General features: G+C 63.9%; 20 protein-coding genes. 14 read left to right on the top strand and 6 right to left on the bottom strand.

Annotated features, from left to right (window positions below; all coding sequences use genetic code 11):
- Window positions 1-98: 98 nt before the first annotated feature.
- The 4 genes from sfnR to AC5PZ0_RS22650 form a co-directional block, all read right to left on the bottom strand.
- Window positions 99-1,196: a sigma54-dependent transcriptional activator SfnR gene (sfnR, locus tag AC5PZ0_RS22665; RefSeq protein WP_493855780.1), complete on the bottom strand. Its 1,098-nt coding sequence runs from the start codon at window positions 1,194-1,196 to the stop codon at window positions 99-101.
- A gap of 9 nt (window positions 1,197-1,205) precedes the next feature.
- Window positions 1,206-2,393, bottom strand: coding sequence for an acyl-CoA dehydrogenase family protein (locus tag AC5PZ0_RS22660; RefSeq protein ID WP_493855779.1), 1,188 nt, complete (start codon window positions 2,391-2,393; stop codon window positions 1,206-1,208).
- A gap of 9 nt (window positions 2,394-2,402) precedes the next feature.
- Window positions 2,403-2,963: an FMN reductase gene (gene msuE / locus AC5PZ0_RS22655; RefSeq protein WP_099428959.1), complete on the bottom strand. Its 561-nt coding sequence runs from the start codon at window positions 2,961-2,963 to the stop codon at window positions 2,403-2,405.
- 345 nt (window positions 2,964-3,308) lie between these two features.
- Window positions 3,309-3,824 carry a TetR/AcrR family transcriptional regulator gene (locus AC5PZ0_RS22650; protein ID WP_493855778.1) on the bottom strand — a complete coding sequence of 172 codons (516 nt, stop codon included), beginning with the start codon at window positions 3,822-3,824 and terminating at the stop codon, window positions 3,309-3,311.
- A gap of 84 nt (window positions 3,825-3,908) precedes the next feature.
- Here AC5PZ0_RS22650 and AC5PZ0_RS22645 point away from each other — a divergent pair, with 84 nt between their 5' ends.
- The 9 genes from AC5PZ0_RS22645 (at window position 3,909) to AC5PZ0_RS22605 (ending at window position 15,966) form a co-directional block, all read left to right on the top strand.
- Window positions 3,909-4,658, top strand: a complete 750-nt coding sequence (locus AC5PZ0_RS22645) for an SDR family NAD(P)-dependent oxidoreductase (RefSeq protein ID WP_493855777.1) — start codon at window positions 3,909-3,911, stop codon at window positions 4,656-4,658.
- Window positions 4,651-5,406, top strand: coding sequence for an SDR family oxidoreductase (locus AC5PZ0_RS22640; RefSeq protein ID WP_493855776.1), 756 nt, complete (start codon window positions 4,651-4,653; stop codon window positions 5,404-5,406). The genes AC5PZ0_RS22645 and AC5PZ0_RS22640 overlap by 8 nt, the downstream gene beginning before the upstream one ends.
- A gap of 174 nt (window positions 5,407-5,580) precedes the next feature.
- Window positions 5,581-7,656, top strand: coding sequence for a hydantoinase/oxoprolinase family protein (locus AC5PZ0_RS22635; RefSeq protein ID WP_493855775.1), 2,076 nt, complete (start codon window positions 5,581-5,583; stop codon window positions 7,654-7,656).
- Between the two features lie 23 nt (window positions 7,657-7,679).
- Window positions 7,680-9,344: a hydantoinase B/oxoprolinase family protein gene (locus tag AC5PZ0_RS22630; protein WP_493855774.1), complete on the top strand. Its 1,665-nt coding sequence runs from the start codon at window positions 7,680-7,682 to the stop codon at window positions 9,342-9,344.
- A 3-nt stretch (window positions 9,345-9,347) separates the two neighbouring features.
- The gene (locus AC5PZ0_RS22625) at window positions 9,348-10,550 is read left to right on the top strand and encodes a pyridoxal phosphate-dependent aminotransferase (protein WP_493855773.1); all 1,203 of its coding nucleotides are present in this window, start codon (window positions 9,348-9,350) and stop codon (window positions 10,548-10,550) included.
- Between the two features lie 25 nt (window positions 10,551-10,575).
- Entirely contained in the window at window positions 10,576-11,388 is an 813-nt protein-coding gene (locus AC5PZ0_RS22620; protein WP_493855772.1) for an NAD-dependent epimerase/dehydratase family protein, read from the top strand.
- A gap of 158 nt (window positions 11,389-11,546) precedes the next feature.
- Entirely contained in the window at window positions 11,547-12,743 is a 1,197-nt protein-coding gene (locus AC5PZ0_RS22615; RefSeq protein WP_493855771.1) for an NAD(P)/FAD-dependent oxidoreductase, read from the top strand.
- Window positions 12,744-12,767: 24 nt separating this feature from the next.
- A complete protein-coding gene (locus tag AC5PZ0_RS22610) occupies window positions 12,768-14,453 on the top strand; it encodes a thiamine pyrophosphate-binding protein (protein WP_493855770.1) in 1,686 nt (561 codons plus the stop codon).
- Window positions 14,454-14,517: 64 nt separating this feature from the next.
- Complete coding sequence (locus AC5PZ0_RS22605) at window positions 14,518-15,966, top strand: NAD-dependent succinate-semialdehyde dehydrogenase (RefSeq protein WP_493855769.1); 1,449 nt, start codon at window positions 14,518-14,520, stop codon at window positions 15,964-15,966.
- 149 nt (window positions 15,967-16,115) lie between these two features.
- On the opposite strand, the gene AC5PZ0_RS22600 is transcribed toward AC5PZ0_RS22605, so the two are convergent.
- Window positions 16,116-16,841 carry a FadR/GntR family transcriptional regulator gene (locus tag AC5PZ0_RS22600; protein WP_238217066.1) on the bottom strand — a complete coding sequence of 242 codons (726 nt, stop codon included), beginning with the start codon at window positions 16,839-16,841 and terminating at the stop codon, window positions 16,116-16,118.
- Window positions 16,842-17,170: 329 nt separating this feature from the next.
- On the opposite strand from AC5PZ0_RS22600, the gene AC5PZ0_RS22595 reads away from it, so the two are divergent.
- From AC5PZ0_RS22595 to AC5PZ0_RS22575, 5 genes are all read left to right on the top strand, one after another.
- Window positions 17,171-18,319 carry a branched-chain amino acid ABC transporter substrate-binding protein gene (locus AC5PZ0_RS22595; RefSeq protein WP_493855768.1) on the top strand — a complete coding sequence of 383 codons (1,149 nt, stop codon included), beginning with the start codon at window positions 17,171-17,173 and terminating at the stop codon, window positions 18,317-18,319.
- 140 nt (window positions 18,320-18,459) lie between these two features.
- Window positions 18,460-19,398 (top strand): branched-chain amino acid ABC transporter permease, encoded by a 939-nt coding sequence (locus AC5PZ0_RS22590; RefSeq protein WP_238217070.1) that lies wholly within the window; start codon window positions 18,460-18,462, stop codon window positions 19,396-19,398.
- Between the two features lie 13 nt (window positions 19,399-19,411).
- On the top strand, window positions 19,412-20,623 hold the full coding sequence (locus AC5PZ0_RS22585) for an ABC transporter permease subunit (protein ID WP_493855767.1): 1,212 nt from the start codon (window positions 19,412-19,414) through the stop codon (window positions 20,621-20,623).
- Window positions 20,620-21,393, top strand: a complete 774-nt coding sequence (locus tag AC5PZ0_RS22580) for an ABC transporter ATP-binding protein (protein WP_238217074.1) — start codon at window positions 20,620-20,622, stop codon at window positions 21,391-21,393. The genes AC5PZ0_RS22585 and AC5PZ0_RS22580 overlap by 4 nt, the downstream gene beginning before the upstream one ends.
- Entirely contained in the window at window positions 21,390-22,106 is a 717-nt protein-coding gene (locus AC5PZ0_RS22575) for an ABC transporter ATP-binding protein (RefSeq protein WP_238217077.1), read from the top strand. The genes AC5PZ0_RS22580 and AC5PZ0_RS22575 overlap by 4 nt, the downstream gene beginning before the upstream one ends.
- Before the next feature lie 364 nt (window positions 22,107-22,470).
- On the opposite strand, the gene mrdA is transcribed toward AC5PZ0_RS22575, so the two are convergent.
- Window positions 22,471-24,363: a penicillin-binding protein 2 gene (gene mrdA / locus AC5PZ0_RS22570; RefSeq protein ID WP_099428960.1), complete on the bottom strand. Its 1,893-nt coding sequence runs from the start codon at window positions 24,361-24,363 to the stop codon at window positions 22,471-22,473.
- Window positions 24,364-24,457 lie beyond the last annotated feature (94 nt).

The following is a 24,457-nucleotide window of genomic DNA, read 5'->3' as shown; positions in this document are numbered from 1 at the left end:
AAACCCGCTCCCACAGGATCTTCACTGGCCTTGAAAGCAGTGGAATACCTGTAGGAGCGGGCTTGCCCGCGAAGAGGCCGGTACAGGCACTGCACATTTCAAATCGACAACCGCACCACCCGGTTATCCATAACCTGCTGCTCCTGCCCCCGCCTTTTGTTCACCACCAACTCGCCAATCGCGATCAGCCGGGTCCGGGTGATGTTGCGCGACAGCCCCAGCAACTGCGCGGTATGCACCTGGTTGTAATGGCAAAAACGGTACGCCGAGCGCAGCAGGGCATTTTCGACCTTCTCGTACAGCCCCCCAGGCTGCTCCTCGTACAATTGGCTAAACGCCCGCTGCAGCAGTTCCTCCACTGCATTGCTGGCAGGCTCCTCCTGCCGTTCGATACGCAGGTTGGACAGCCGCAAATCCTGCGCCTGGATCACCCAGTCAGCACAGGTCAACAAGCTGTGGTGAATAACGTTTTCCAACTCACGGATATTGCCCGGCCACGCATAGTCAACCAGCTTGGCCTGGGCCGTCGGGCTCAGTTCCACCGGCCCGTAGCCCAGCCGGTCGCTGTAGCTACGAATGAAATGCCGCGCCAATGGCAGGATGTCACCTGGCCGGTCACGCAGCGGGTGCAACTGCAAGGTCACCACGTTCAGCCGGTAATACAAGTCTTCGCGAAAATGCCCGGCATTGATGGCCTTCTCCAGCTGCACGTTGGTCGCCGCCAGTACACGCACATTGATCGGGATGCTTTTGCGTGAACCCAGCCGCACCACTTCGCGCTCCTGCAACACCCGCAGCAGCTTGACCTGGATCGGCAAGGGCAGGTCGCCAATCTCATCGAGAAACAGCGTGCCGCCGTCAGCCTCCTCGAACCAGCCGGCCTTGGCCGCCAGGGCGCCGGTGAAGGCGCCTTTTTCATGGCCAAACAGTTCGGCCTCCACCAGCGACTCGGAAAACGCCCCGCAATTGACCGCGACGAATGGGCCGTTACGGCGGCCGCTGAGGTTATGAATATGGCGTGCGACCAGCTCCTTGCCCGTGCCGGTTTCGCCGGTGATCAGCACGCTCGCCTCACTCGGCGCGACCTGTTGCAGGTGGGCGAGCAGCGCCTGTGACCTGGGGTCTTCGAAAACCTGTGCGGTCGCCCTGATTGAGGTGGCCAGTGTCGGGGACGGGGGGAGGGTCAGCAGTTGCATGGGCAATCCTCAGGAATAGAAGGAGGGGGCAGGGCGCTTGCCGTTGAGGGCCCACTCGCCCAACTCATGGATGCGGTAGTCCACGGGGTCGTGCAGGGTCTGTGTCCTCAGGTTGCGCCAGTGGCGGTCGAAGCGCAGCGAGGCGTGGGTAGCGCGGGCACCGGTGACCTCGAACAGCCGGTTGCAGATGTCCAGGCCATGGCGGCTGGCGGCAACCTTGGCAGTGCCGATGGCGAGGGCCAGGTCGCCGCGCTCCTCTGCGCTTAAGGCATGCTCCTTGGCCCAGGCGCTATCGAGCTGGCGGGCAGCGCGTTCGATCAGCAAACGGACGCTTTCCAGGCCGACCCAGAACTCGCCGTAATGGCGCAGCACATAAGGGTCTTCGGCAGTGGTGGTGGCGTTTGAGCGGAACCACGGCCGGCTTTCCTTGAGGGTGTACTGGCGGGCTTCTTCGTACGCGCCTTCGGCGATACCCAGGAACAGGTTGGCGAAATGCAGCTGCGCGATCAGCGGGCGCAAGGCGGCGAAGGGCGTGCTCAACGGCCCTGGGTCGAGCAGCAGTTCAGTGTGCTCGACCCGCACCCGTTCAAACGTGGCGCTGCCGCTGTCGGTCTGGCGCTGGCCGATGTTGTGCCAGTCGCTGTGCAGGCTGATACCGGTACGGCCACTGGGGATCGCGGCGATCAGCAGTTTGCCGCCCGCGCGTTCGTCCACGGCGGAGGCGATCAGCATTTCCGAGTCGCTGGCACCGGAGCAGAAGCTCTTCTTGCCAGAGAATTCGCACCAACCGTCGAAGTGCTTGACCACGGTGCGTGTGTCCAGCGGGTTGAGGGCGTTACCCCAAAACCACTGCTTGCGTGCAGTCTGCTCGAACCACGGCTGCCATTGGTCTGGGCGCGAAAACAGGCGCACGGTGGCCAGCATCAGGTGATGGAAACCGAAGACGTGGGCAATGGAGCTGTCGACCCGGGCGAACTCGCGCACCACTTCGAAAGTATCGAACCAGCTCGCGCCTTGGCCACCGAACGCCTGTGGGATAGTCAGCGACAACAGGCCGCTGCCACGCAGCGCGTCGCGCTCAGCCTTGGGCGTACCGCCGCGCTCGTCACGCTCGACGGCGGTCTGGGCGAACTGCCCAGCCAACTCGCGGGCGATGGCCAGGGCAGGGCGTGGTGCCGTGTTTACCGGTGCATTCATGGCCGCTCCTCAGGCGCTTTTGCGCAGCGCGTGATGGGCGCCGAACAGCGGCACGGCACGTTCGGCGGCCAGGCGGATACGCGCGGCGAGGGCCTCGCTGGAAACGCGGTAGTCGGCCAGTTCCGCTTGGCTGGCAAACACACCAATCGGCAGTGTCAGGGCCTGCAGGAAGCTGAATAGCGGGCGCAACTGGTGATCGAGCACCAGCGCGTGGCGCTCACTGCCCCCAGTGGCGGCGAGCAGCACTGGGGTGTCGACCAGGGCGTCCTGGCCGATCAGGTCGAACAGGTGCTTGAAGTGGCCAGTGAAGCTGCCGCGGTACACCGGCGTGGTCACCACCAGCAGGTCGGCCTTTTCCACCAGCCGCAGTTGCTGCTCCACGGCCTCGGGCAGCTCGCTGCGCCACAGGGCACTGCCCAACGGGCGGGCAATGTCACCCAGGTCGATGAGGTGAGGCTTGATGTTCAGGTGTTCGGCCAGTTCCGCGAGGATCGCCTCGGTCAGGGCCAAGGTGCGCGAAGGGCGGGAAGTACCGCCAGACAGGGCGACGACATTCAGTGGGGTGCTCATGGGCAAGTCTCCGGTTCGGGTTGAGCGGGGGACTTTGCTGGAGCAATCGTCGTGCCGTTTATAAAACCTATCTTAGATCAACGGGTTACGCGTTTTAGCGCCCGGGGCGATGTTGCCGTGCGGGCGCTGGCTGTTGATCGGGTGTTGCGCTGCAGACAGTTGGCCGGGTGTTGGCGGCTGTACAGTTGGGAGTGTTATAGAGGAATTTGGGTGCGGCTAAAAAAGAATAAGAACTTATATTCTTATTCCGCTGACCAGTCGGCTACAGAGGCATTGCGTGCTTAGACGGTTTGCCCGTCCCAACAATCCCCTGCACAAACATCACCAGTTGCTCCCGCGCCATCATCACCGCCCCCACTGCGCCTGCCCGCACAGCAGGCCCAGCACTGCATGGGCAATCGACCGTGCGCGGGCTGCAGGTAGCCCGCATTCGGCCGCGACAATGTCGCTGAGCAGCCCGCTGTATTCGGCCTTCAACTGTTCCACCTGCAACACCTGCTCCTCACTCAGGTTGACCGCCTCCCGCGTTAGCAGGGTCAGCTTGTCTGGGTTGGCCTGGCTGTAGGCGACAAAGGCCTGGACGAAGCACTGCAAGCGCTCGCTGGTGGAGCGGGCGCCTTTGAGGCATTGTCGGGTTTCGTACAGCAAGTCGGCCAGGCTCGATTCGATCAGCTCGAACAATAGCCCTTGCTTGCTCTCGATGTGGTGGTACAGCGACCCGGCATGCAAGCCCAGGTGGCTGGCCAGGTCGCGCAGGCCGATGGCCTGGTAGCCGCGGCTGGCAAACAGCGTGCTGGCCGCCTCCAGCAGGCGATCCCGGGCTTGCGGGGCAGGGACGGGCGAGAGGCTGGAGGCGGGCATGGCGGGACCTTTCGGCGAATTGATGTTTGACCAAATGTAAGACAACAGGCATCTTACGTAAAGACTCAATCGCGGAGGTGTTGTGTGGATAATCAAACGGTGGTGATCGTAGGTGGCGCCTCGGGTCTGGGCCTGGAAACAGCCCGGCTGATGGCCAAGCGTGGCGCCGGCAAGATCGGCCTGATCGACCGAAATGAGCAGTTGTTGGTACAAGCAGCCGAAGCGTTGCGCGGGCAGGGTGTAGAGGTGGCCATCGCGGTCGGCGACATCGCCCGCAAGGACACCGCCCATGCCGCCTTCGCCGAAATTGTCGAAGCCCTGGGCCGGGTCCATTGCCTGGTCAACAGCGCGGCGATCTACCCGCGCCAGGACATCTTCGAGATCAGCGATGAAGAGTGGGACCTGGAGAACGCCGTCAACATCAAAGGCACCTACCACATGATGGTCGCCGCCGTGCGCCACATGCAGCAGTACGTGGCAGCGCCCGCAGTGACCGGGCGTATCGTCAACGTCACCTCCGTGGATGCGTTCAAGGCTCACCCACAGAATGCCCATTACGCGGCAACCAAGGCCGCGGTGGTCAGCCTGACCAAATCGTTCGCCCAGGCCTGTGCCAAGGAGCAGATCCTGGTCAACTCGGTGGCCCCGGCCGGCTTTGCCACCGAACGCGCCAAGCAACTGGGCTTCCTGGGCGAGCTGGCAGCTGCCAACCCGCTGGGCCGCGCTGCGGAGCCGGCAGAAATCGCCGAATGGATCGTGATGATGGGCAGCAGCCGCAACAGCTACGCCACCGGCGAAAACGTGATCGTCAGCGGAGGCTACATCTATGCCTGAAGTCGCTTTCCCCGAGGGCTACCAGCGCGCGCTGGTGACCGGGGCCACCAGCGGTATCGGCAAGGCGATCGTGCTGGCGCTGCGCGATGCGGGCCTGCAGGTCATCGCTGTGGGGCGCAGCCCCGAAGCCTTGGCAGAACTTGCCCGTGAGCCGGGCGTGACAACCCTGCAGGCAGACGTGCGTGACTACCGTGCGTTGAGTACCGCGCTGGAGGGGCTGCCGCTGGACGTGCTGGTGAACAATGCTGGCATTCTCTCGACCCGTGCCGCCTTCCAGGACATTGACGAGGGCGAGATCGACAACATGCTCGACATCAACCTCAAGGCGCCGCTGCACCTGACGCGCCAGGTGTTGCCGGGGATGCTCGAGCGGGGCAGGGGGCATCTGTTTTTCATCGGCTCCAGCGCCGGCCGCGCGCCGCACCCTGGGGCCGCGGTGTATGGCGCTTCCAAGGCTGGCGTGAGCCTGTTCTGCGATGCCTTGCGCTGCGACCTGCTGGGCAGTGGCGTGCGGGTGACCGAGATTGCCCCGGGCCGAGTACAGACCCAGCTGTACAAGACGGCGATGGGCATGCAGGCGGCGGGCAGCGAGCTGTATGACGGTTATGAGTCGATCCAGCCGGAGGACATCGCCCAACTGCTGCTGGCGGCATTGAAGATGCCACGGCAGGTGGATGTGTCGCGGCTTGAAGTATTCCCTACCGCACAGGCGGTGGGGGGTGGGCGGATGGTCAAAACGGCAGGTTGACCTGGGCGGCCTCTTCGCAGGTGTGTGGGAGCGGGTTTACCCGCGAAGAGGCCCTCGAAATCATTACAGAATTCCAGCCACAGATGCTTGACCACCTGTAAGACAACATATAACTTACATGAAGACCGTTTCAGCAGGTCGAGATAACTACAAAGCATTGCAGGGGATATGACGATGACTGCGACATCATGCCGGGTCGGCGTGGACATAGGCGGGACCTTCACCGATATCGCGCTGGATGTGGATGGCGTGCTGCATTCGACCAAGATCCTGACCGACTACGAGCTGCCCGAGCGGGCCATCCTCACCGGCGTGCGCCAGGTGGTGGAGCAGGCTGGCCTGGCCCTCTCGGACATCGATCAGCTGATCCATGGCACCACCCTGGCCACCAACGCGCTGATCGAGCGCCGCGGTGCACGCACCGCCTTCATCACCACCGAAGGCTTGCGTGACACCCTGGAGATGCGCACCGAAAACCGCTTCGAGCAGTACGACATCAACATCGTCCTGCCGCCGCCGCTGATCGACCGCGAACACCGCTATACCCTGCGTGAACGCCTGGACGTCAAAGGCCGGGTGCTGATCGCCCCCGAGCAGGCCGAGATCGACGCGCTGGTCGAGCGCATCGCCGAAGGCGATTACCAGAGCGTGGCCATCGGCTTCATCCACAGTTATGTCAACGGCGCCCACGAACGTCAGCTGCGCGACGCGCTGCAGGCACGCCTGCCGCAGCTGTCGATCTCGATTTCCAGCGAAGTCTCACCGCAGATGCGCGAGTTCGAGCGCTTCAATACCGTGTGTGCCAACGCCTACGTCAAGCCGCTGATCAAGTCCTACCTCGACCGCCTGGTGGTGACCCTCAAGCAAGAAGGCGCCGATTGCCCGGTGTTCATGATCCACTCCGGTGGCGGCATCATCTCGGTGCAAAGCGCCGCCGAGTTCCCGGTGCGCCTGGTGGAGTCGGGGCCAGCCGGTGGTGCGATTTTCGCCGCTGACATCGCGCGCCGTTACCAGTTGCAAAACGTGCTGTCGTTCGACATGGGCGGCACCACGGCGAAGATTTGCCTGATCGAAGAACAGGTGCCGAAAACCGCCAAGACCTTCGAAGTGGCCCGCACCTATCGTTTCAAGAAGGGCAGTGGCATGCCGATCTCCATCCCGGTGGTGGAAATGGTCGAGATCGGCGCTGGCGGCGGTTCGATCGCCAGCATCGACAGCATGCGCCAGATTCGCGTCGGCCCGCACAGCGCCGCTTCCGAACCCGGCCCGGCCTGCTATGGCAGAGGTGGCCTGGAGCCGACCATTACCGACGCCAACCTGCTGCTCGGCCGCCTGGATGCGGACAACTTCGCAGGGGGCGCCCTGCGCCTGTCCAGCGACAGCGCCGCCAATGCCATGGCCCGGGTGATTGGCCAACCACTGGGCATCGCTGCCGACACGGCCGCCTTCGGCGTGTGTGAAGTGGTCGACGAAAACATGGCCAACGCCGGCCGTGTGCACGCCGTGGAAAGCGGCAAGGACATTGCCGACTACACCATGATCACCTTCGGCGGCGGCGGCCCGCTGCATGCAGCGCGGCTGTGCGAGAAGATGGGCGTGTCACGCTTCATCGTCCCGGCCGGTGCGGGGGTGGGCTCGGCCATCGGCTTCCTGCGGGCACCGTTCGGCTACGAAGCCGTGCGCAGTGCGTTCGTGCGCTTGTCCGAATTCGATGCCGCGCGCATCAACGACCTGATCGCAGAAATGAAAGCCGAGTCGCTGGGCTTCCTGCGCCAGGGCATGCCCGAGGGTGAGCCGGAGATGGATTGCACCGCGTTCATGCGTTATGTCGGCCAGGGTTGGGAAATCCCCGTTGCGCTCCCGTTCAAGCCCTTCAGCAATGCCGATACCGCGCAGTTCAAAAGCCTCTTTGAAGACGCCTACACGCGCTTCTTCGGTCGGCCGATCGAGGGGCCAGACATCGAGATCGTCAGCTGGTCGGTCAAGGCCAGTTCGCCCCTGCCGCCGGTGCAGCAAGTGGAAGAGGTCAAGGCCTCCTACCGCGCCCAAGAGCAGGCCAAGCGCCCAGTTTTCGATGTGGCTGCCGGTGGTTTCGTCGAGGCCGGCATTCACCCGCGCGAAGCGCTGCAGGTGGGTGCCCGCGTCGACGGCCCGGCGATCATCGTCGAGCGCGAAACCTCGACCTTCGTCACCTCCAACTTCACCGCCACGGTCCAGCCAGACGGCTGCCTGCTGGTCGTGCGCCGCTAACGCCTGATTCGGAAGCCAGAACCATGAGCGATACGTTGATCGACATTCAAATGCAGGTGATGTGGAACCGCCTGGTCTCCGTGGTCGAAGAGCAGGCGCTGACGTTGATCCGCACCGCCTTCTCCACCAGTGTGCGCGAGGCGGGCGACCTGTCTGCCGGCGTCTTCGACCGCGCCGGCAACATGCTGGCCCAGGCGGTCACCGGTACGCCGGGCCACGTCAATACCATGGCCGAGGCAGTGGCGCACTTCATCAATGACATTGGTGAGGACAACATCTTCGAAGGTGACGTCTATGTGACCAACGACCCGTGGAAGGGCACGGGCCACCTGCACGACATCACCATCGTTTCGCCGTCCTTCTACAAGGGCAGGCTGATCGGCTACTTCGCCAGCACCGCCCATGTGGTGGATATCGGTGGCCGCGGCTTCGGCCCGGATGCCCGCGAGGTGTATGAAGAAGGCCTGTTCATCCCGATCATGAAGCTGTTCGAGCGTGGCAAGGTCAACCGCGACCTGATCAACATCCTGCGCAACAACGTGCGTGAGAACGACCGCGTCGTGGGTGACTTCTACGCCTTGTCGGCGTGCAACGAAACCGGCCACAAGCGCCTGCTCGACATGCTCGACGAGTTCCAGCTGGATGACCTGGAGCACATTGGCGGTTTCATTCTGGAACACAGCCGCCGCGCCACGCTGGAATGCTTCAAATCGCTGCCCCACGGCACCTACAGCAACAGCATGACCTTGGACGGCTATGACGTGCCGGTGACCCTGGCGGTGACCCTCACCGTTGGCCCCGATGGCATCAAGAGCGACTTCACCGGCACCTCGGGCATGAGCCAGTTCGGCATCAACGTGCCCCTGGGCTATGCCAAGGCCTATGCCTGCTATGGGCTCAAATGCATCGTTGCGCCGGAGATCCCCAACAACACGGCCTCGCTGGCGCCGTTCGAGGTCACTGCGCCCGAGGGTTGCATCCTCAATGCCAAGCACCCGGCGCCGGTGTCGGTGCGTCACGTACTGGGCCACTTCGTACCAGACCTGGTGCTGGGAGCGCTGCACAAGTGTCTGCCGGGCAAGGTCCCGGCAGAAGGCGCCAGTGCGCTGTGGAACCTGCACTTGAGCGTGCGTCCGTTGGAGAGCAACCCAAGTGGGCGCAACGCCGAGATGCTGATGTTCAACAGCGGTGGCATGGGCGCGCGCTCGGCGATGGATGGCCTGAGCGCCACGGCATTCCCCAGCGGCGTGCACACCATGCCAGTGGAGGCCACCGAGCATGCTGGCCCCGTGGTGGTCTGGCGCAAAGAGCTGCGTGAGGGCTCCGGTGGCGCGGGCCAGCTGCGCGGCGGCCTGGGCCAGGAAATTGAAGTGTCGGCGGCTGAGGGTTACAGCTTCCGCTTCAGCGCCATGTTCGACCGCATTCAGCATGCTGCCCGCGGCCTTGAAGGTGGGCAGGCCGGTGCCGAAGGCTACGTCGGCCTGGATGACGGCACCCTGCTGCGCGGCAAGGGTCAGCAGTTCGTCCCCGCAGAGCGCCGCCTGGTGCTGCGCCTGCCCGGTGGCGGCGGCTATGGCGACCCGCGTCAGCGCGACCGCCAGCAGGTCGAGCGGGACGTGCGCTTTGGCTACATCAGCGCCGAACAGGCGCGTGACGACTACGGCTTCGATGCCGCACAGGAGCGCTAGACCATGGATGTGCAAAGCAGCCGCGTACGCGCGGTAAAAAGCTCGCCGAGCATGGCTGTGTCGGTGCTGGCCAAGCAGATGCTGGCCCAGGGCGAGCCGGTGATCAACCTGAGCCTCGGCGAGCCGGACTACAACGTCCCGGGTCATGTCATCGAGGCCGCGCACCAGGCGATGCTGGCCGGCAACAACCACTACACCGGGCCCAACGGCCTGGAGGTGCTGCGCCAGGCCATCGTCGACAAGTTCGCCCGGGAAAACGACCTGGCCTATGGCCTGGATGAGATCTGCGTCGGCAACGGCGCCAAACAGCTGCTGTTCAATGCCTTCCTGGCCACCCTTGAGCCGGGTGACGAAGTGATCACCCCGGCGCCGTACTGGGTGTCGTACACCGACATGGCGATGCTCAACGGCGGCGTACCCAAGGTCATCCCATGCGATGCGGCGCAGGGCTTCAAGCTCAAGCCTGAGCAGCTGGAGGCGGCCATCACCCCGCGCACCCGCTGGCTGATGCTGAATTCGCCGAACAACCCGAGCGGGGCGATCTTTACCCGTGAGGAGTTCGCTGCGCTGGGCGAGGTACTGGACCGTCACCCCCATGTGCTGGTGATCTCCGATGAGATCTACGAGCACATCGTCCTCGGCGACCAGCCCTTCGTGTCCTTTGTCACGGCGTGCCCGCACCTACGCGAGCGCACCTTGCTGATCAACGGGGTGTCCAAGGCGTATGCCATGACCGGCTACCGCCTGGGCTACGCGGCAGGCCCCAAGGACCTGGTCGTCGCGATGAACAAGACCCAGTCGCAGACTACAACCTGCCCGTCGAGCATTTCTCAATTGGCAGCGGTGGCGGCCCTCAATGGCCCGCAGGACTTCGTCCGCGAGGCCAACCGCGAGTACCAGGCGCGGGGTGCGCTGGTGGTGCGCGGGCTGGCCGACATCAAGGGGCTGAGCCTGCAAATGCCGCAAGGGGCGTTCTATGCCTTCCCCAATGTCGCGGCGTTCATGGGCAAACACACGCCAGATGGCCAGGTGATCGCCAACGATGCCGACCTGTCGGCCTACTTGCTGCGGGTCGGCAAGGTGGCCACCGTGCCGGGCTCGGCCTTCGGCCTGGAACCCTACATACGCCTGTCGTTCGCCACGTCGCGGCAGGAACTGGAACAAGCCCTGGGGCAATTGCGCGACGCGTTCGCGGCCTTGTCCTGAGCCCTTGCAGACAAAGAGGTAATACATGAGCAAGCCATTCAAACGCCTGCTGATCACCGGCGCCGCCGGGCGCCTGGGCAGCGTGCTGCGCAAGCACCTGGCAGCCTTTGCCGATGAGTTGCGCCTGACCGACATCGCTGACCTGGGCCATGCGGCGCCGCACGAGCAACTGATCCGCTGCGACTTGGCCAACTTCAACGATGTGCTGCCGCTGACCGAAGGCGTCGATGCCATCGTGCATGCCGGTGGCGTGCCGCTCGAAGACACCTTCGACAAAATCCTCAACGGCAACATCATCGGCACCTACAACATCTACGAAGCGGCCCGACGCAATGGCGTGAAGCGGGTGGTGTACACCAGCTCCAACCATGCCATCGGCTTCTATGACCGCACCGAGACCATCGACGCCACCGCTGCGCATCGCCCCGACAGCCTGTACGGCGTCAGCAAGTGCTTCGCCGAGGACCTGGGCCGCTATTACTGGGACAAGTTCGGCATCGAGTCGGTGAACCTGCGCATTGGCTCGTCGTTCCCCGAACCCCTGGACCGACGCATGCTCGCCACCTGGCTGTCGTTCGACGACTTTGCCCAGCTCACCGAGCGCTCGCTGCTGGCGCCGCGGGTCGGGCACATGATCGTCTACGGCATGTCGGCCAACCGCGAAAGCCTGTGGGACAACCGCCTGGCGTCGTCGCTTGGCTACGTGCCCAAGGACAGCGCCGACAGCTACCGCGACAAGGTGCTGGCCGAGCACCCGCCGCTCGACCCGAACGAGCCTGCAGCGCGCTACCACGGTGGCAACTTCGCCGGCGCCGGGCACTTCGAAGACCCGAAATAACCTGTAGCGGCCTCATCGCCGGCAAGCCGGCTCCCACAGGTACGGCGCCGAGCCAGAACTGTGCGCTGTACTTGTGGGAGCCGGCTTGCCGGCGATGAGGCCAGTACAGGCAAACCTTCATGCCTTGATCTTCGCAACATCAGAAGAGAGCTTATTCCATGGCTTCTACCGCTAAACAACACAACTACGATGTGGTGATCGTCGGCGGCGCGGTCAACGGCAGTGCCACCGCCTACTTCCTGGCCAATAACCCGGACTTCAAGGGGTCGGTACTGGTCATCGAGCGCGACTGGACCTACAACAAGTCGGCCACCGCGTTGTCGAGCAGCTCGATCCGCCAGCAGTTTTCCAACCCGATCAACATCGAAATCTCCAAGTTCGGCGCCGAGTTCGTGCGCAACTTCCCCGAGGTAATGGCGGTGGACGGCGACCGTCCGGACCTCGCCTTCCACGAGAACGGCTACCTGTTCCTGGGCGACGACAAGGGCTATGAAGTGCTGCGCCGGTTGCACGACACCCAGGTCTCGCATGGCGCCGATGTGCATTTGCTCGACCCTGAGCAACTCCAGCGCAAGTTCCCGTGGGTGAACATCGACAGCCTGGCCGGGGCGAGCTATGGCCAGAGCGGTGAAGGCTGGTTCGACAGCCTGGGCATGCTCAACGGCTTCCGGCGCAAGGCGCGCGCGATGGGCATCGAGTACATCGAGAACGAGGTGGTGGGTATCCAGCGCGAAGGCGATCGCATCACCGCGGTGCAACTGGCCAGTGGCGAGCGCATCGGTTGTGGCCTGCTGGTCAACTGCGCCGGCACCCGGGGCACCAAGGTGGCGCGCATGGCAGGCTTGGACATCCCGGTCGAGCCACGCCGCCGCTCGCTGTTCGTGTTCGACTGCCGCACCCCGCTGGAAGGCACCGTGCCGCTGACCATCGACCCGACCGGGGTGTTCTTCCGCCCCGAGGGCAAGTTCTACCTGGGCGGCACCTACCCGAAAAACGACCCGGAAGTGGACTTCGAAGACTTTGATGTACTGCACGAAGAGTTCGACGAAGAAGTCTGGCCGATCCTCGCCGAGCGCGTACCTGCCTTCGAGGGCATCAAGGTGGTCAACTTCTGGGCCGGTCACTACGACTTTTGCGTGCTCGACCATAACGCCATCGTCGGGCCGCACAACGAGGTCAGCAACTTCCTGTTCTGCAACGGCTTCAGTGGCCATGGCCTGCAACAGGCGCCGGCCATCGGCCGTGGTTTGTCCGAGCTGATCACCTATGGCAGCTACCGCTCGCTGGACCTGAGCGCGCTGTCCTACCAGCGGGTCATCGACAACAAGCCGTTTTTGGAAGACTCGGTCATCTGATTGCACTGCCTGAGGAGAACAACAATGAGTAACGCTGAAGTGAAGCGCAGTGGCGGTCAGGTACTGGTCGATGCCTTGCGGGTGAACGGCGTGAAGCGCGCCTTCTGTGTGCCGGGTGAAAGCTACCTGGCGGTGCTCGACGCCCTGCATGATGTGCAGGACGAAATTGACCTGATCGTCTGCCGCCAGGAGGGCGGCGCGGCGTACATGGCCGAGGCCTACGGCAAGCTCACCGGCAAGCCGGGTATCTGCTTCGTTACCCGTGGCCCTGGGGCCACCAATGCCTCGGTCGGTGTGCACACCGCCTTCCAGGACTCCACGCCGATGCTGCTGTTCATTGGCCAGGTGGCCCGTGACCAGATTGAGCGCGAAGCCTTCCAGGAGGTGGATTACCGGCGCATGTTCGGCCAGATGGCCAAGTGGGTGGTGCAGATCGACGATGCGGCGCGCATCCCCGAACTGGTTAACCAAGCCTTCCAGCGCGCCATCAGCGGCCGCCCGGGGCCGGTGGTGATCGCGCTGCCGGAAGACATGCTCACCGACCTGGTGCAAGTTGCCGATGCACGCCCGGCGCAGCGCGTTGAGGCGGCCCCGGCGCCTGCTGCGCTGGATGAGCTGCAAGTCTTGTTGGCCAAGGCGAGTAAGCCCCTGGTCATCGCCGGTGGGGGCGGTTGGAACGACCAGGCCGTGGCTGACCTCAAGCGTTTCGTGCAGGCACAAAACCTGCCGCTGGCGGCGTCATTCCGCTGCCAGGACCTGTTCGACAACACCGACCCGCATTACGCCGGCGACCTAGGCCTGGCAGCCGGTCCGGTACTGGTCGATGCGGTGAAGCAATCGGACCTGCTGATCGCGGTCGGTGCCCGGCTGGGTGAGATGACCACAGGTGGCTACGCCCTGGTCGAGATCCCCACGCCCAAGCAGGCGTTGGTGCACGTGCATGCGAGCGCGGAGGAAATCGGCCGTGTCTATCAGCCGACTTTGGGGATCAATGCTGGCCCGGCCAGTTTCCTGAGCCAGGCTGCGGCGCTGCCAGCCGTGCAGCCGCACGCCTTCGGTGACTGGACCGCCAGCCTCAACAGCGGCTATCGCGGCAACTTCGAGACGCCGCGCTCGCCCGGTGCTGTGCAGATGAGCGAAGTGATCGCCTGGCTGAACAAGACCCTGCCAGCCGACAGTATCCTCACCTGCGGTGCCGGCAACTACACCGGTTGGGTGCACCGGGGCTACCAGCACCGGGTGTTCCGCACCTTGCTCGGGCCAACCAACGGCTCCATGGGCTACGGCGTGCCTGCAGCCGTGGCAGCCAAGCTGACCTATCCGCAGCGCACTGTGGTGGCGTTCGCGGGTGATGGTTGCTTCCTGATGAATGGCCAGGAGTTGGCCACGGCGGCGCACTACGATGCGCGGGTGATCACCGTGGTGGTCAACAACGGCATGTACGGCACCATCCGCATGCACCAGGAGCGGACCTACCCCGGCCGCGTGAGTGGCACCGAGCTGCACAATCCGGACTTCGCTGCGTTGGCTCGCGCCTATGGCCTGCATGGCGAAACCGTCACCCGCACCGAAGATTTCGCGGGTGCCTTCGAGCGCTGCCAGGCCTCGGGTAAACCGGCCCTGATCGAGGTGCAGGTCGACCCTGAAGCCTTGACCCCGCGCATGACCCTCAGCCAGATCCGCGACAAGGCCCTGCAGGCCAAGCGCTGATTTCGCCTCAGGTGGGGGGCTATTCGGCCCCCACCTTTTTTCTTACTCGAACGAGCCAATCGACATGAAACTTGCCGATCACGATCTGCTGCGTGAAGTGTGCTACATCGACGGGAAATGGCAGGCGGCCGACAACGGCCAGCGCATCGCCGTGACCAACCCGGCCAACGGCGAAGTGCTTGGCCATGTGCCGCGCATGGGCGTAGACGAAACCCGCCGCGCCATTGCCGCCGCTGAGCATGCCTTGCCAGCCTGGCGGGCACTCACCGCCAAGGAGCGCGCTACCCGGCTGCAGGCCTGGTTCCGCGAGATCCTCGCGCACCAGGAAGACTTGGCGCGCATCATGACCGCCGAGCAGGGCAAGCCGCTGGCCGAGTCCCGCGGCGAAATCGCATTTGCCGCCGCCTATGTCGAGTTCTATGCCGAAGAGGGCAAGCGCATTTATGGCGATGTCATTCCGTCGCCCAGTGCCGATCGGCGGCTGATCGTGACCAAGGAGCCAATCGGTGTGTGCGCAGCGATCACTCCGTGGAACTTCCCGGCCGCCATGATCACCCGCAAGGCGGCCCCGGCATTGGCGGCGGGTTGCACGCTGGTGCTCAAGCCGGCCTCGCAGACACCCTTCAGCGCCTTGGCGCTTTGCGTGCTGGCCGAGCGGGCGGGTATTCCAGCCGGTGTGTTCAGTGTGGTCACCGGCGACTCCGCCGCCATTGGTGGTGAGCTGACGGCCAGCCCGGTAGTGCGCAAGTTGTCGTTTACCGGTTCGACGCCGATTGGCATTCAGTTGCTGCAGCAGTCGGCAGCGACGGTGAAGAAAGTGACCCTGGAGCTGGGTGGCAACGCGCCTTTTATCGTGTTCGATGATGCTGACCTCGAAAAGGCGGTGGAAGGCGCGTTGATCGCCAAGTTTCGCAACAGCGGGCAGACCTGCGTGTGTGCCAACCGGTTCTACATCCAGGACGGCATCTACGCGCGTTTCGTCGAGCGCTTTGCCGAACGGGTGCGTGAACTGGTGGTAGGGCAGGGTGATGCCCCGGGCACTCAGGTCGGGCCCATGATCGATGGGCGCGCCGCCCTGGGCGTCGAGCAACTGGTAGGCGAGGCGGTGGAGGGCGGTGCGCGGGTGGTGACCGGTGGCCGGCGGCATGCGATGGGCGAGGCGTTTTTCGAGCCGACCTTGCTGGCGGATGTAACGCCCGACATGCGGGTGGCGCGTGAGGAGATATTCGGGCCGGTGGCGCCGATTTTCCGCTTCGGCACTGAAGAGGAAGTGATCGCCCAGGCCAATGACACCGAGTTCGGCTTGGCTTGCTATGTGTATGCGCGGGATGTCGGGCGGGTGTGGCGGGTGTCCGAGGCGCTGGAGTATGGGATGGTTGGCGTGAACGTCGGGGTGGTGGCGACCGAAGTGGCGCCGTTTGGTGGGGTGAAGGCGTCGGGCTTGGGCAGGGAAGGTTCGCGGTACGGGATCGAGGATTACCTGGAGATCAAGTACGTGTGCCTGGGGCTTTGACCTTTTAAACCACGGACAGGGTATCCCACTGTAGGAGCAGCCTTGTGCTGCGAAGAGGCCGGTAAAAGCAGCGAAGATCTGCTGTTTTGTCACGGGCCTCTTCGCAGCACAAGGCTGCTCCTACAGTGAAGCGCGTTGCGTAAGGCAGGTCAGGCCTTGCTGTCGAGCAACCGCTGGTACCGCGACAGGCTTTCTTCCAGGTGCTTGCGCAGCGCCGTGCGTGCGCTGTTCACATCACCCATGCTGATCGCCGAAAGAATCGCGCCATGCTCGCGGCCGATCTTCTTGATATGCGCCTGGCGGTTCTTGCCGGTCACCTGGCCATGCTTGAGGTTGAGGTCAAGGATGATGTCCGGCCCCAACGCTTCCAGCAGTTGGGTGAAGTGCGGGTTGTTGGTGGCGCGCGCGATGGCCAGGTGGAACTCGAAATCGGCCTTGGCTTCTTCCTCTTCCGTGGCCCCATCCAGCGAGTTGAAGCGGTCGAACGCTTCGGTGATCGCGGCCATGCTGGCTGGGCTGCGGCGCTCGGCAGCGCGGGCGACCGACTCGGTTTCAATCCCTAGGCGCAGTTCCAGAATCTGGGCGGCGGCGCGGACGTCATCGACCACGCTGTCGATGGCAAAGCCGATGCGCTTGACGTCTTGCTCGACCACGAACACGCCCACGCCCTGGCGCGCGATCAGGCGCCCGCCCAGGCGCAAGGAGGCCACGGCTTCGCGGACTACCGGGCGGCTGACGTTGAATTCTTTGCACAGCTCTTGCTCGGAGGGCAGCTTGGCCCCCGGGCCGTAGGTGCCATTGTCGATCCGGCTGGAAAGCTCCTGGATCACGGTTTCCGCCAGGTTGGCGCGACGCGTTCCTAACGACGCATTCATAAACAAGTTGCTCCTGAAACTGATTGGCTCATCACGGTGGTTCTCCGGCAGGTTGCGCGCAGCCCTCAAGCCTGTTGGGGCGGGATCCGTAGCCAACCCGCGGTGATGTTATGGGCATATGTTATCAAACATCTGACCAGGTGGCCTGAACGGCCGTTCCGGTCAGCTCGGATCGTTCGTCGTTGCGCAGCTTTTTTTACCCGTTGCCGTAGCATACACCCATTGACAGTTGCCTGCTGACTGTTATCTTACAAGTGCGATGGCGTACCGGCCAAATCGCAAGCGGTAATCGATGTCGAGGTTCGTCCAATGACTACTGGGAGCTGAGCATGAATAACAACAAGGCAGGGCGTACAACCCTTGCGACCGCGGTAACGTTGCTGATGGCCATGGGGGCGGCGAACGCAGCAGACAGTGAGATTGTCAGGATCGGCTTCGCCGGCCCCCTGACCGGGCCCTCGGCACACCAGGGACAGGACGTCGAACATGGTATCCAGATCGCGCTGGAAGAGGCCAACCAGCAGCAACTGAAGATCGGTGACAAGGTCGCGCAGTTCAAGCTGGTGTCCGAAGATGACGTAGCCGACCCACGCACCGGCACCGCAGTGGCCCAGCGCCTGGTGGACTCTAAGGTGGCAGTGGTGATCGGCCATTACAACTCTGGCACCAGCATCCCCGCCTCAAAAATTTACGCCGCCGCCGGCATCCCGCAGATCTCGCCTTCGGCCACCAACCCGGCACTGACCCGCCAAGGCATCCCTTCGGTATTCCGCGTGGTCAACGATGACGCCACCCTGGGCCGCTATGCCGGCAATTACCTGGTGGGCAAGCTCGAGGCCAAGCGCATCGCCATCTTCGACGACCGCACGGCCTACGGCCAGGGCCTGGCCGACGAAGTGACCAAGGCGGTCAAGGCAGCAGGCGGCAACGTGGTGGTGCGTGAGTACACCAACGACAAGTCCACCGATTTCAACGCCATCCTCACCACCGCCAAAGCGCAGAAAGCCGACGCGGTGTTCTTCGCGGCCCTCGACTACCAGGCCGCGCCCATGGCCAAACAGATGAAAAACCTGGGCCTGAAGGCGCGCTTCATGAACATCGGCAACCTGCCCAACGATTCGTTCAAGCAGATGGCCGGCAGCGCCGCCGAAGGCACCTACGCCTGGAACTACGGCACGCCGTTGCTGGAAATGCCCAAGGGTGCGGCCTTCGAGCAAAAGCTCAAGGATAAGTTCGGGGTTGGCGTGGTGCAGTCCTCGCCAGCCGCCTACGACGCCACCTGGGCGGCCATCAGCGCGATGGTCAAGGCCGGCTCCGCCGACCCCAAAACCTATCTGCCGGTGCTCAAGCGCGAAAGCTATGACGGCGTGACCGGCACCATCGCCTTCGATGACCAGGGCAACCTCAAGAGCCCGGCAGCGACGGTGTTCCAGTTTGCCGACGGCGGCTGGAAGACCCTCTCGGTCGAGCGCGATTGACCGCCGCTGCGTTACACCCATAACAAGCAGGCCTGCGCCTGCGACATAACAAGAAGACTTTTCCCACCTGCCAGGCCAGTCGGTCGCGTGGCGCAGTATCGCCGCGCGCCGACGTCAACGCAGTTTCGAGGATTCAGCTCGTGGACGGTAATTTCGATATCTTGTTGCAACAGGTCCTCAACGGCCTGGTGCTGGGCAGCATCTACGCCCTGGTAGCCCTGGGCTACACCATGGTCTACGGCATCATCGGCCTGATCAACTTCGCCCACGGCGAAGTGGTGATGGTCGGCGCCATGGTGACCATTTCGGTACTGACGATGCTGGCGGGCGCAGGCTTCGCCCCCGGCATCATCACCTTGCTGCTGGCGATCATGGCCGCGGTGGTGGTGTGCATGCTGCTGGCCCAGGGCATGGAAAAGTACGCCTACCGACCCCTGCGCAAAGCGCCCCGGCTGACGCCGTTGATCCTCGCCATCGGCATTTCCATTGTCCTGCAGAACTTGGCGATGATGATCTGGGGGCGGGGTTACAAGACCTTCCCTGAGGTGGTTGAGACCCAGCCGATAGACGTGTTCGGCGCCACGGTCACCAACGTACAGCTGTCGATCATGCTGATTGCTGTGGTGATCATGCTCGGCCTCTGGCTGCTGGTGGACAAAACCCGCCTGGGCAAGGCCATGCGGGCCACCGCGCAAAACCAGGAAGTGGCTGGGCTGATGGGCATCAACATCAACCGGGTGATCAGTGCGACCTTCCTGATCGGTGCCAGCCTGGGTGCGATCGCCGGGGTCATGCGCGCAATCAACTACGGCCAGGCCGACGCTTACATGGGCTTGTTGCTGGGCCTCAAGGCCTTCTCGGCGGCGGTGCTTGGCGGTATTGGCAACCTGTTCGGCGCGATGGCCGGCGGCCTGTTGCTGGGGCTGATCGAGTCCCTGGCGGCAGGGTACACCGGGCAGATCACCGGCGGTTTCCTGGGGGCCAACTACCAGGACATCTTTGCCTTCGCGGTGCTGATCCTGGTGCTGTTGTTCCGCCCCAACGGGCTGCTTGGCGAACGCCAGGCCGACCGGGCGTAAGGAGGTGCACCCAATGAAAAACCTCAAGACGCAATACCTGCTGCTGATCCTCGGTTTCGTCGCCTTGCCGTTTTTGGTCGAAGCCATCCCGATGCTGGGCCCCACCTGGGTGCGCATCCTCGGCTTCGCCATGCTCTACGTGCTGCTGGCGCTGGGCCTGAACATCGTGATCGGCTATGCCGGCCTGCTCGACATGGGTTACATCGGCTTCTATGCCATCGGCGCCTACCTGTATGCCTTGCTGGCTTCACCGCACCTGCACATGGCCGGGCTCGTGGAGGGTGTGCTGGACTGGCCGCTGTGGATGATCATCCCGCTGGCGGCGGTTGCCGCGGCCATCTGCGGCGTGCTGATCGGCGCACCGGTGCTCAAGTTGCGCGGCGACTACCTGGCCATCGTTACCCTCGGCTTCGGCGAGATCATCCGCATCTTCATGAACAACCTGGACCAGCCGGTGAACCTCACCAACGGCCCCCAGGGCATCAGCAACATCGCACCGCTGCACGTGGACGGTGGCCCCTGGATGCATGCCGTGGGCGAGGCGCCGGCGCCCTTGCTGTCGCTGCAGCAGAGCTGGAGCCTGTTCGGCCTGAACGTCTCGCCAGTGGTCAGCTACTACCTGTTCTTCCTGTTCATCGTCATCCTTTGCATCGTGCTGTCCAAGCGCCTTGAGGTCTCGCGCATCGGCCGCGCCTGGATGGCCCTGCGCGAGGACGAAGTGGCGGCCGAAGCCATGGGCCTGAACAAGCGCAACCTGAAACTGCTGGCGTTCGCCATGGGGGCGACCTTTGGCGGTGTGTCCGGGGTGCTGTTCTCCAGTTACCAGGGCTTCGTCAGCCCCGAGTCGTTCACCCTGATGGAGTCGATCATGGTGCTGGCGATGGTGGTGCTGGGCGGCATGGGCTCGATTCGCGGCGTGGTGCTGGGGGCGTTGATCCTGTCGGTGATGCCTGAGCTGTTCCGTGACCTGGTCAACTGGGTTCAGCCCTGGGTCATGGACAACGTCACCTTCATCAGCCGCGACATCCTGCGCAACGTGCTGGATGCCTCGACCCTGCGCATGCTGGTATTTGGCTTGGCGCTGATCCTGGTGATGCGTTTTCGCCCCGAGGGCCTGTGGCCGTCAGACCGGCGCCGCGCCGAGCTGCACGATGATGACCCGGAGTCTGCGCCCACGACTGACGTTTCCTTCGAACTCCCGGCCAAAGAGGTGGGCAAGGCATGAGCGACGTACTTCTCGAACTGCACCAGGTGAGCAAGTTCTTTGGCGGCCTGCAGGCGTTGCACGGCATCGACCTGAGCATCCGCCGGGGTGAGATCCGTGGTTTGTTAGGCCCCAACGGTGCCGGCAAGACCACATTGTTCAACGTGCTCACCGGGCTGTACCGGGCCGAGCAGGGGCGGGTGATGTTCGATGGCAAGCCCCTGCGCATCAGCAAGCCGCATAAGGTGGTGGAGGCCGGTATCTCGCGGACGTTCCAGAACATCCGCCTGTTCCACAACATGACTGCCCTGGAGAACGTCATGATCGGCCGCCACGTGCGCACCCGCAGTGGGGTGTTCGGCGCCATCCTGCGGACCCCGGCCTGCGTGCGCGAAGAGCGTGAAATCCGCCAGGCCGCGCGGCACTGGTTGAATTACGTGGGCATTGCCCACCTGGCTGGCGAGCTGGCCAAGAGTTTGTCTTATGGTGACCAGCGCCGCCTGGAAATCGCCCGGGCCCTGGCCACTGAACCCAAGCTGATCGCCTTGGACGAACCGGCGGCGGGCATGAACGCCTCGGAAACCGAAGGCCTGCGCCAACTGATGTGCAAGATGCAGGCGGACGGCAAGACGGTGCTGTTGATCGAGCATGACGTCAAGTTAGTGATGGGCCTGTGCGATCACATCACCGTGCTGGAGTTCGGCCGCAAGATCGCCGACGGCCTTCCGGCCGATGTGCGCAAGGACCCACGGGTGATCGAGGCGTACCTCGGCGCGGAGGCAGTGGCATGAAGAACATTCTGCAAGTGAGCGACCTCAAGGTCAGCTACGGCGCCATCCAGGCCATCAAGGGCATCGACCTGCGGGTGGGTGAGGGTGAGATGGTCGCTTTGATCGGCGCTAACGGTGCCGGCAAGACCACCACCCTGAAGACCTTGGCCGGCCTGTTGAAACCAACTGACGGCACGATCACCTTCGACGGCAAGGCCCATGCATCTATCAAAGGCCATGACCTGATCCGCGAAGGCCTGGCGCTGGTGCCGGAAGGGCGGGGTATTTTCCCCAAGCTGACCGTGCACGAGAACTTGGAGATGGGCGCCTTCACCCGTCGCGACGGCAAGGACGCCATCGGTGCCGATATCGAGCGCATGTATGGGATTTTCCCGCGGCTGAAGGAGCGTGCGCACCAATTGGCCGGGACCATGTCGGGCGGCGAGCAGCAGATGCTGGCCATCTCCCGCGCGCTGATGGGGCGGCCCAAGCTGTTGCTGCTGGACGAGCCGTCGATGGGGCTGGCACCGATCATCGTGCAGAAGATCTTCGAGACCATCGTCGAGGTGGTCAAGGGTGGCGTGACGCTGTTGCTGGTGGAGCAGAATGCCCGGCTGGCGCTGCAGACCTGCCAGCGCGCCTATGTGATCGACGGCGGGCGCATCAGCCTTGAAGGGTGCGCCAAAGAACTGCTGCATGACGACCAGGTGAAGAAGGCTTACCTGGGGGAATGATTGCCTGGCGTTAGACGGGTTGCGAGTGCATGTCGGGGGGGGAGGGCAGACAGGTGCCTGTCTTGGGGTATGCGGTGGGGCATATATCGAGCGCCGCCCGCGCGGCGCATCGCGAGCAACGCTCGCTCCTACGTTTGTTTTTGGCCAATAACGCCTGTGACAGGCGCGCGCGACCGCTTTGTTTGTTCGGCGCGATCTTGAGCCATACGCCAAGGCGGTCGCGCGCGTTTGCCCCAGGAATAACTGGCCCGAAACAAACGTAGGAGCGAGCGTTGCTCGCGATGCGCCGCGCGGGCGGCGCTCGATCTCATAGGCGCTGCAAATCCCATGGCGAACCCCTAGCAACCCATCGCCACATCCACCCCTAACCGTGCGGCACTGCCTTGGTCGCCGCATTGCCCGCATATTCAGGCTTCAAGTGCCCCTGCTCATCCAGCAGGTACGCATCCATCACCTCGCGCACCACCGGCCCTGCCACGCGCCCGCCCGCTTCGCCGTTCTCGATCATCACCGCCACCACCACGCTTGGGTGATCGGCCGGTGCGAAGCCGACGAACAGGGCGTTGTCGCGGTGCCGTTCCAGGGTCTTGTTGCGGTTGTAGCGCTCGCCTTGCTTGATCGCCACCACCTGCGCCGTGCCGCTTTTGCCGGCGATGCGGTACTGGGCGCCGGCTGCCGAGGCGCGGGCGATGCCGCGGGGGTCGTGCATGACCATTTGCATGCCTTGGCTGACCTGGTCCCAGGCGCGTTTGTCATGCAGCACGATGTCGGGCATCGGGTTGGGGTCGACCGGGGTCTCGCCACCCACTGTCATGGCCAGGTGCGGGCGGTGCCATACACCCTTGCTCGCCAGCAGGCTGGTGGCCTGGGCCAATTGCAGCGGGGTGACCTGCATGTAGCCCTGGCCGATCCCCAGGATCAACGTCTCGCCCGGGAACCAGGCCTGGCGGCGCGTGGCGCGCTTCCATTCGGCGGAAGGCATCAGCCCGGACGCTTCCTCGAACATGTCCAGCGACACTTTCTGCCCCAGACCGAATTCTGCCATGTAGTCGTGCAGGCGCTCGATCCCCAGCTTGTGCGCGAGGTCGTAGAAGTAGGTGTCGTTGGACCGCATGATGGCGGTGTACATGTCTACCCAGCCGTCACCGCTGCGGTTCCAGTTGCGGTATTTGTGTTCGTAGTTGGGCAGCTCGTAGTAGCCCGGGTCGAACACCCGGCTGCCAGGGGTGATCACGCCACTGTCCAGGCCGGCGATGGCCACTTCCGGCTTGACCGTCGAGCCCGGCGCATACAAACCGCGCAGCACGCGGTTGAACAGCGGCCGGTCGATGGAATCGCGCAGGGCCGCGTACTGCTTGAAACTGATGCCTTTGACAAACAGGTTGGGGTCGAAGCTTGGGTTGCTGACCATCGCCAGCACGTCGCCATTGGCTGGGTCCAGCACCACCACCGAACCACGGCGGTCGCCCAGGGCCTTTTCGGCCGCCAGTTGCAAGTGGCTGTCCAGGCTCAGGGTGATGTCCTTGCCGGGGATCGGGGCCTTGTGGTTGAGCACGCGCATGACCCGGCCCTGGGCGTTGGTCTCGACTTCTTCATAGCCCACCTGGCCGTGCAGCTGGCGTTCGTAGAAGTGCTCGATACCGGTCTTGCCGATCGACTGCGTGCCGCGATACTCGGTGCTGTCGAGGGTCTTGGCTTCTTTCTCGTTGATGCGCCCGACATAACCCACCGAATGGGCGAAATGCTCGGCCAGTGGGTATTCGCGGATGAACTGCGGTTCTACCTCAAGGCCGGGCAGGCGGAACTGGTTGACCGCAACCAGGGCGATCTGCTCTTCGTTCAGGCCGACCATCAGGGTGACCGGCTCGAAGGGTTTGCGGCCGCGGCGCAGGTCCTTGTCGAACTGCCGGCGGTCATCCTCCGAAAGGCTCAACACCTGCGCCAGGGTATCCAGCACCTTGGCCGAGTCGCCGGCCCGCTCACGGGTCATGGTCAGGTCGAAACTGGGCTTGTTGTCGGCCAGCACCACGCCGTTGCGGTCGTAGATCAGCCCGCGCTCAGGGGCGATGGGCAGCACGTGCACGCGGTTGTTTTCCGACACGGCGCTCTGCTGGTCATGTTGCAGCACCTGCAGCACATAAAGGCGGCCCACGAGGACGGCGACCAGGGTGAAGACCAGGGTGGCGCAGGCGATCAGCCGGCGGTTGACCAGGTGCTTTTCCTTTTCGTGGTCCTTGAGGGGTATGGGCTGCGGCATGGGTGGCTCTGTGGGGTGGCGGTGTGGCCGGGCGGCGGCCCCGGGGCCGGCGATGCTACGCAACCCCTCCCTTTCGCTCAAGGCAGGCGGCCTT

The sequence above is a fragment of the Pseudomonas sp. 5.2 genome, assembly GCF_059025405.1.
This window is presented reverse-complemented; position numbering and strand designations above follow the sequence as displayed.

Coding starts and splice junctions, on each gene's coding strand:
- sfnR (WP_493855780.1), bottom strand. CDS start 1,196: ATGCAACTGCTGACCCTCCCCCCGTCCCCGACACTGGCCACCTCAATC.
- AC5PZ0_RS22660 (WP_493855779.1), bottom strand. CDS start 2,393: ATGAATGCACCGGTAAACACGGCACCACGCCCTGCCCTGGCCATCGCC.
- msuE (WP_099428959.1), bottom strand. CDS start 2,963: ATGAGCACCCCACTGAATGTCGTCGCCCTGTCTGGCGGTACTTCCCGC.
- AC5PZ0_RS22650 (WP_493855778.1), bottom strand. CDS start 3,824: ATGCCCGCCTCCAGCCTCTCGCCCGTCCCTGCCCCGCAAGCCCGGGAT.
- AC5PZ0_RS22640 (WP_493855776.1), top strand. CDS start 4,651: ATGCCTGAAGTCGCTTTCCCCGAGGGCTACCAGCGCGCGCTGGTGACC.
- AC5PZ0_RS22635 (WP_493855775.1), top strand. CDS start 5,581: ATGACTGCGACATCATGCCGGGTCGGCGTGGACATAGGCGGGACCTTC.
- AC5PZ0_RS22630 (WP_493855774.1), top strand. CDS start 7,680: ATGAGCGATACGTTGATCGACATTCAAATGCAGGTGATGTGGAACCGC.
- AC5PZ0_RS22625 (WP_493855773.1), top strand. CDS start 9,348: ATGGATGTGCAAAGCAGCCGCGTACGCGCGGTAAAAAGCTCGCCGAGC.
- AC5PZ0_RS22620 (WP_493855772.1), top strand. CDS start 10,576: ATGAGCAAGCCATTCAAACGCCTGCTGATCACCGGCGCCGCCGGGCGC.
- AC5PZ0_RS22615 (WP_493855771.1), top strand. CDS start 11,547: ATGGCTTCTACCGCTAAACAACACAACTACGATGTGGTGATCGTCGGC.
- AC5PZ0_RS22610 (WP_493855770.1), top strand. CDS start 12,768: ATGAGTAACGCTGAAGTGAAGCGCAGTGGCGGTCAGGTACTGGTCGAT.
- AC5PZ0_RS22605 (WP_493855769.1), top strand. CDS start 14,518: ATGAAACTTGCCGATCACGATCTGCTGCGTGAAGTGTGCTACATCGAC.
- AC5PZ0_RS22600 (WP_238217066.1), bottom strand. CDS start 16,841: ATGAATGCGTCGTTAGGAACGCGTCGCGCCAACCTGGCGGAAACCGTG.
- AC5PZ0_RS22595 (WP_493855768.1), top strand. CDS start 17,171: ATGAATAACAACAAGGCAGGGCGTACAACCCTTGCGACCGCGGTAACG.
- AC5PZ0_RS22585 (WP_493855767.1), top strand. CDS start 19,412: ATGAAAAACCTCAAGACGCAATACCTGCTGCTGATCCTCGGTTTCGTC.
- AC5PZ0_RS22580 (WP_238217074.1), top strand. CDS start 20,620: ATGAGCGACGTACTTCTCGAACTGCACCAGGTGAGCAAGTTCTTTGGC.
- AC5PZ0_RS22575 (WP_238217077.1), top strand. CDS start 21,390: ATGAAGAACATTCTGCAAGTGAGCGACCTCAAGGTCAGCTACGGCGCC.
- mrdA (WP_099428960.1), bottom strand. CDS start 24,363: ATGCCGCAGCCCATACCCCTCAAGGACCACGAAAAGGAAAAGCACCTG.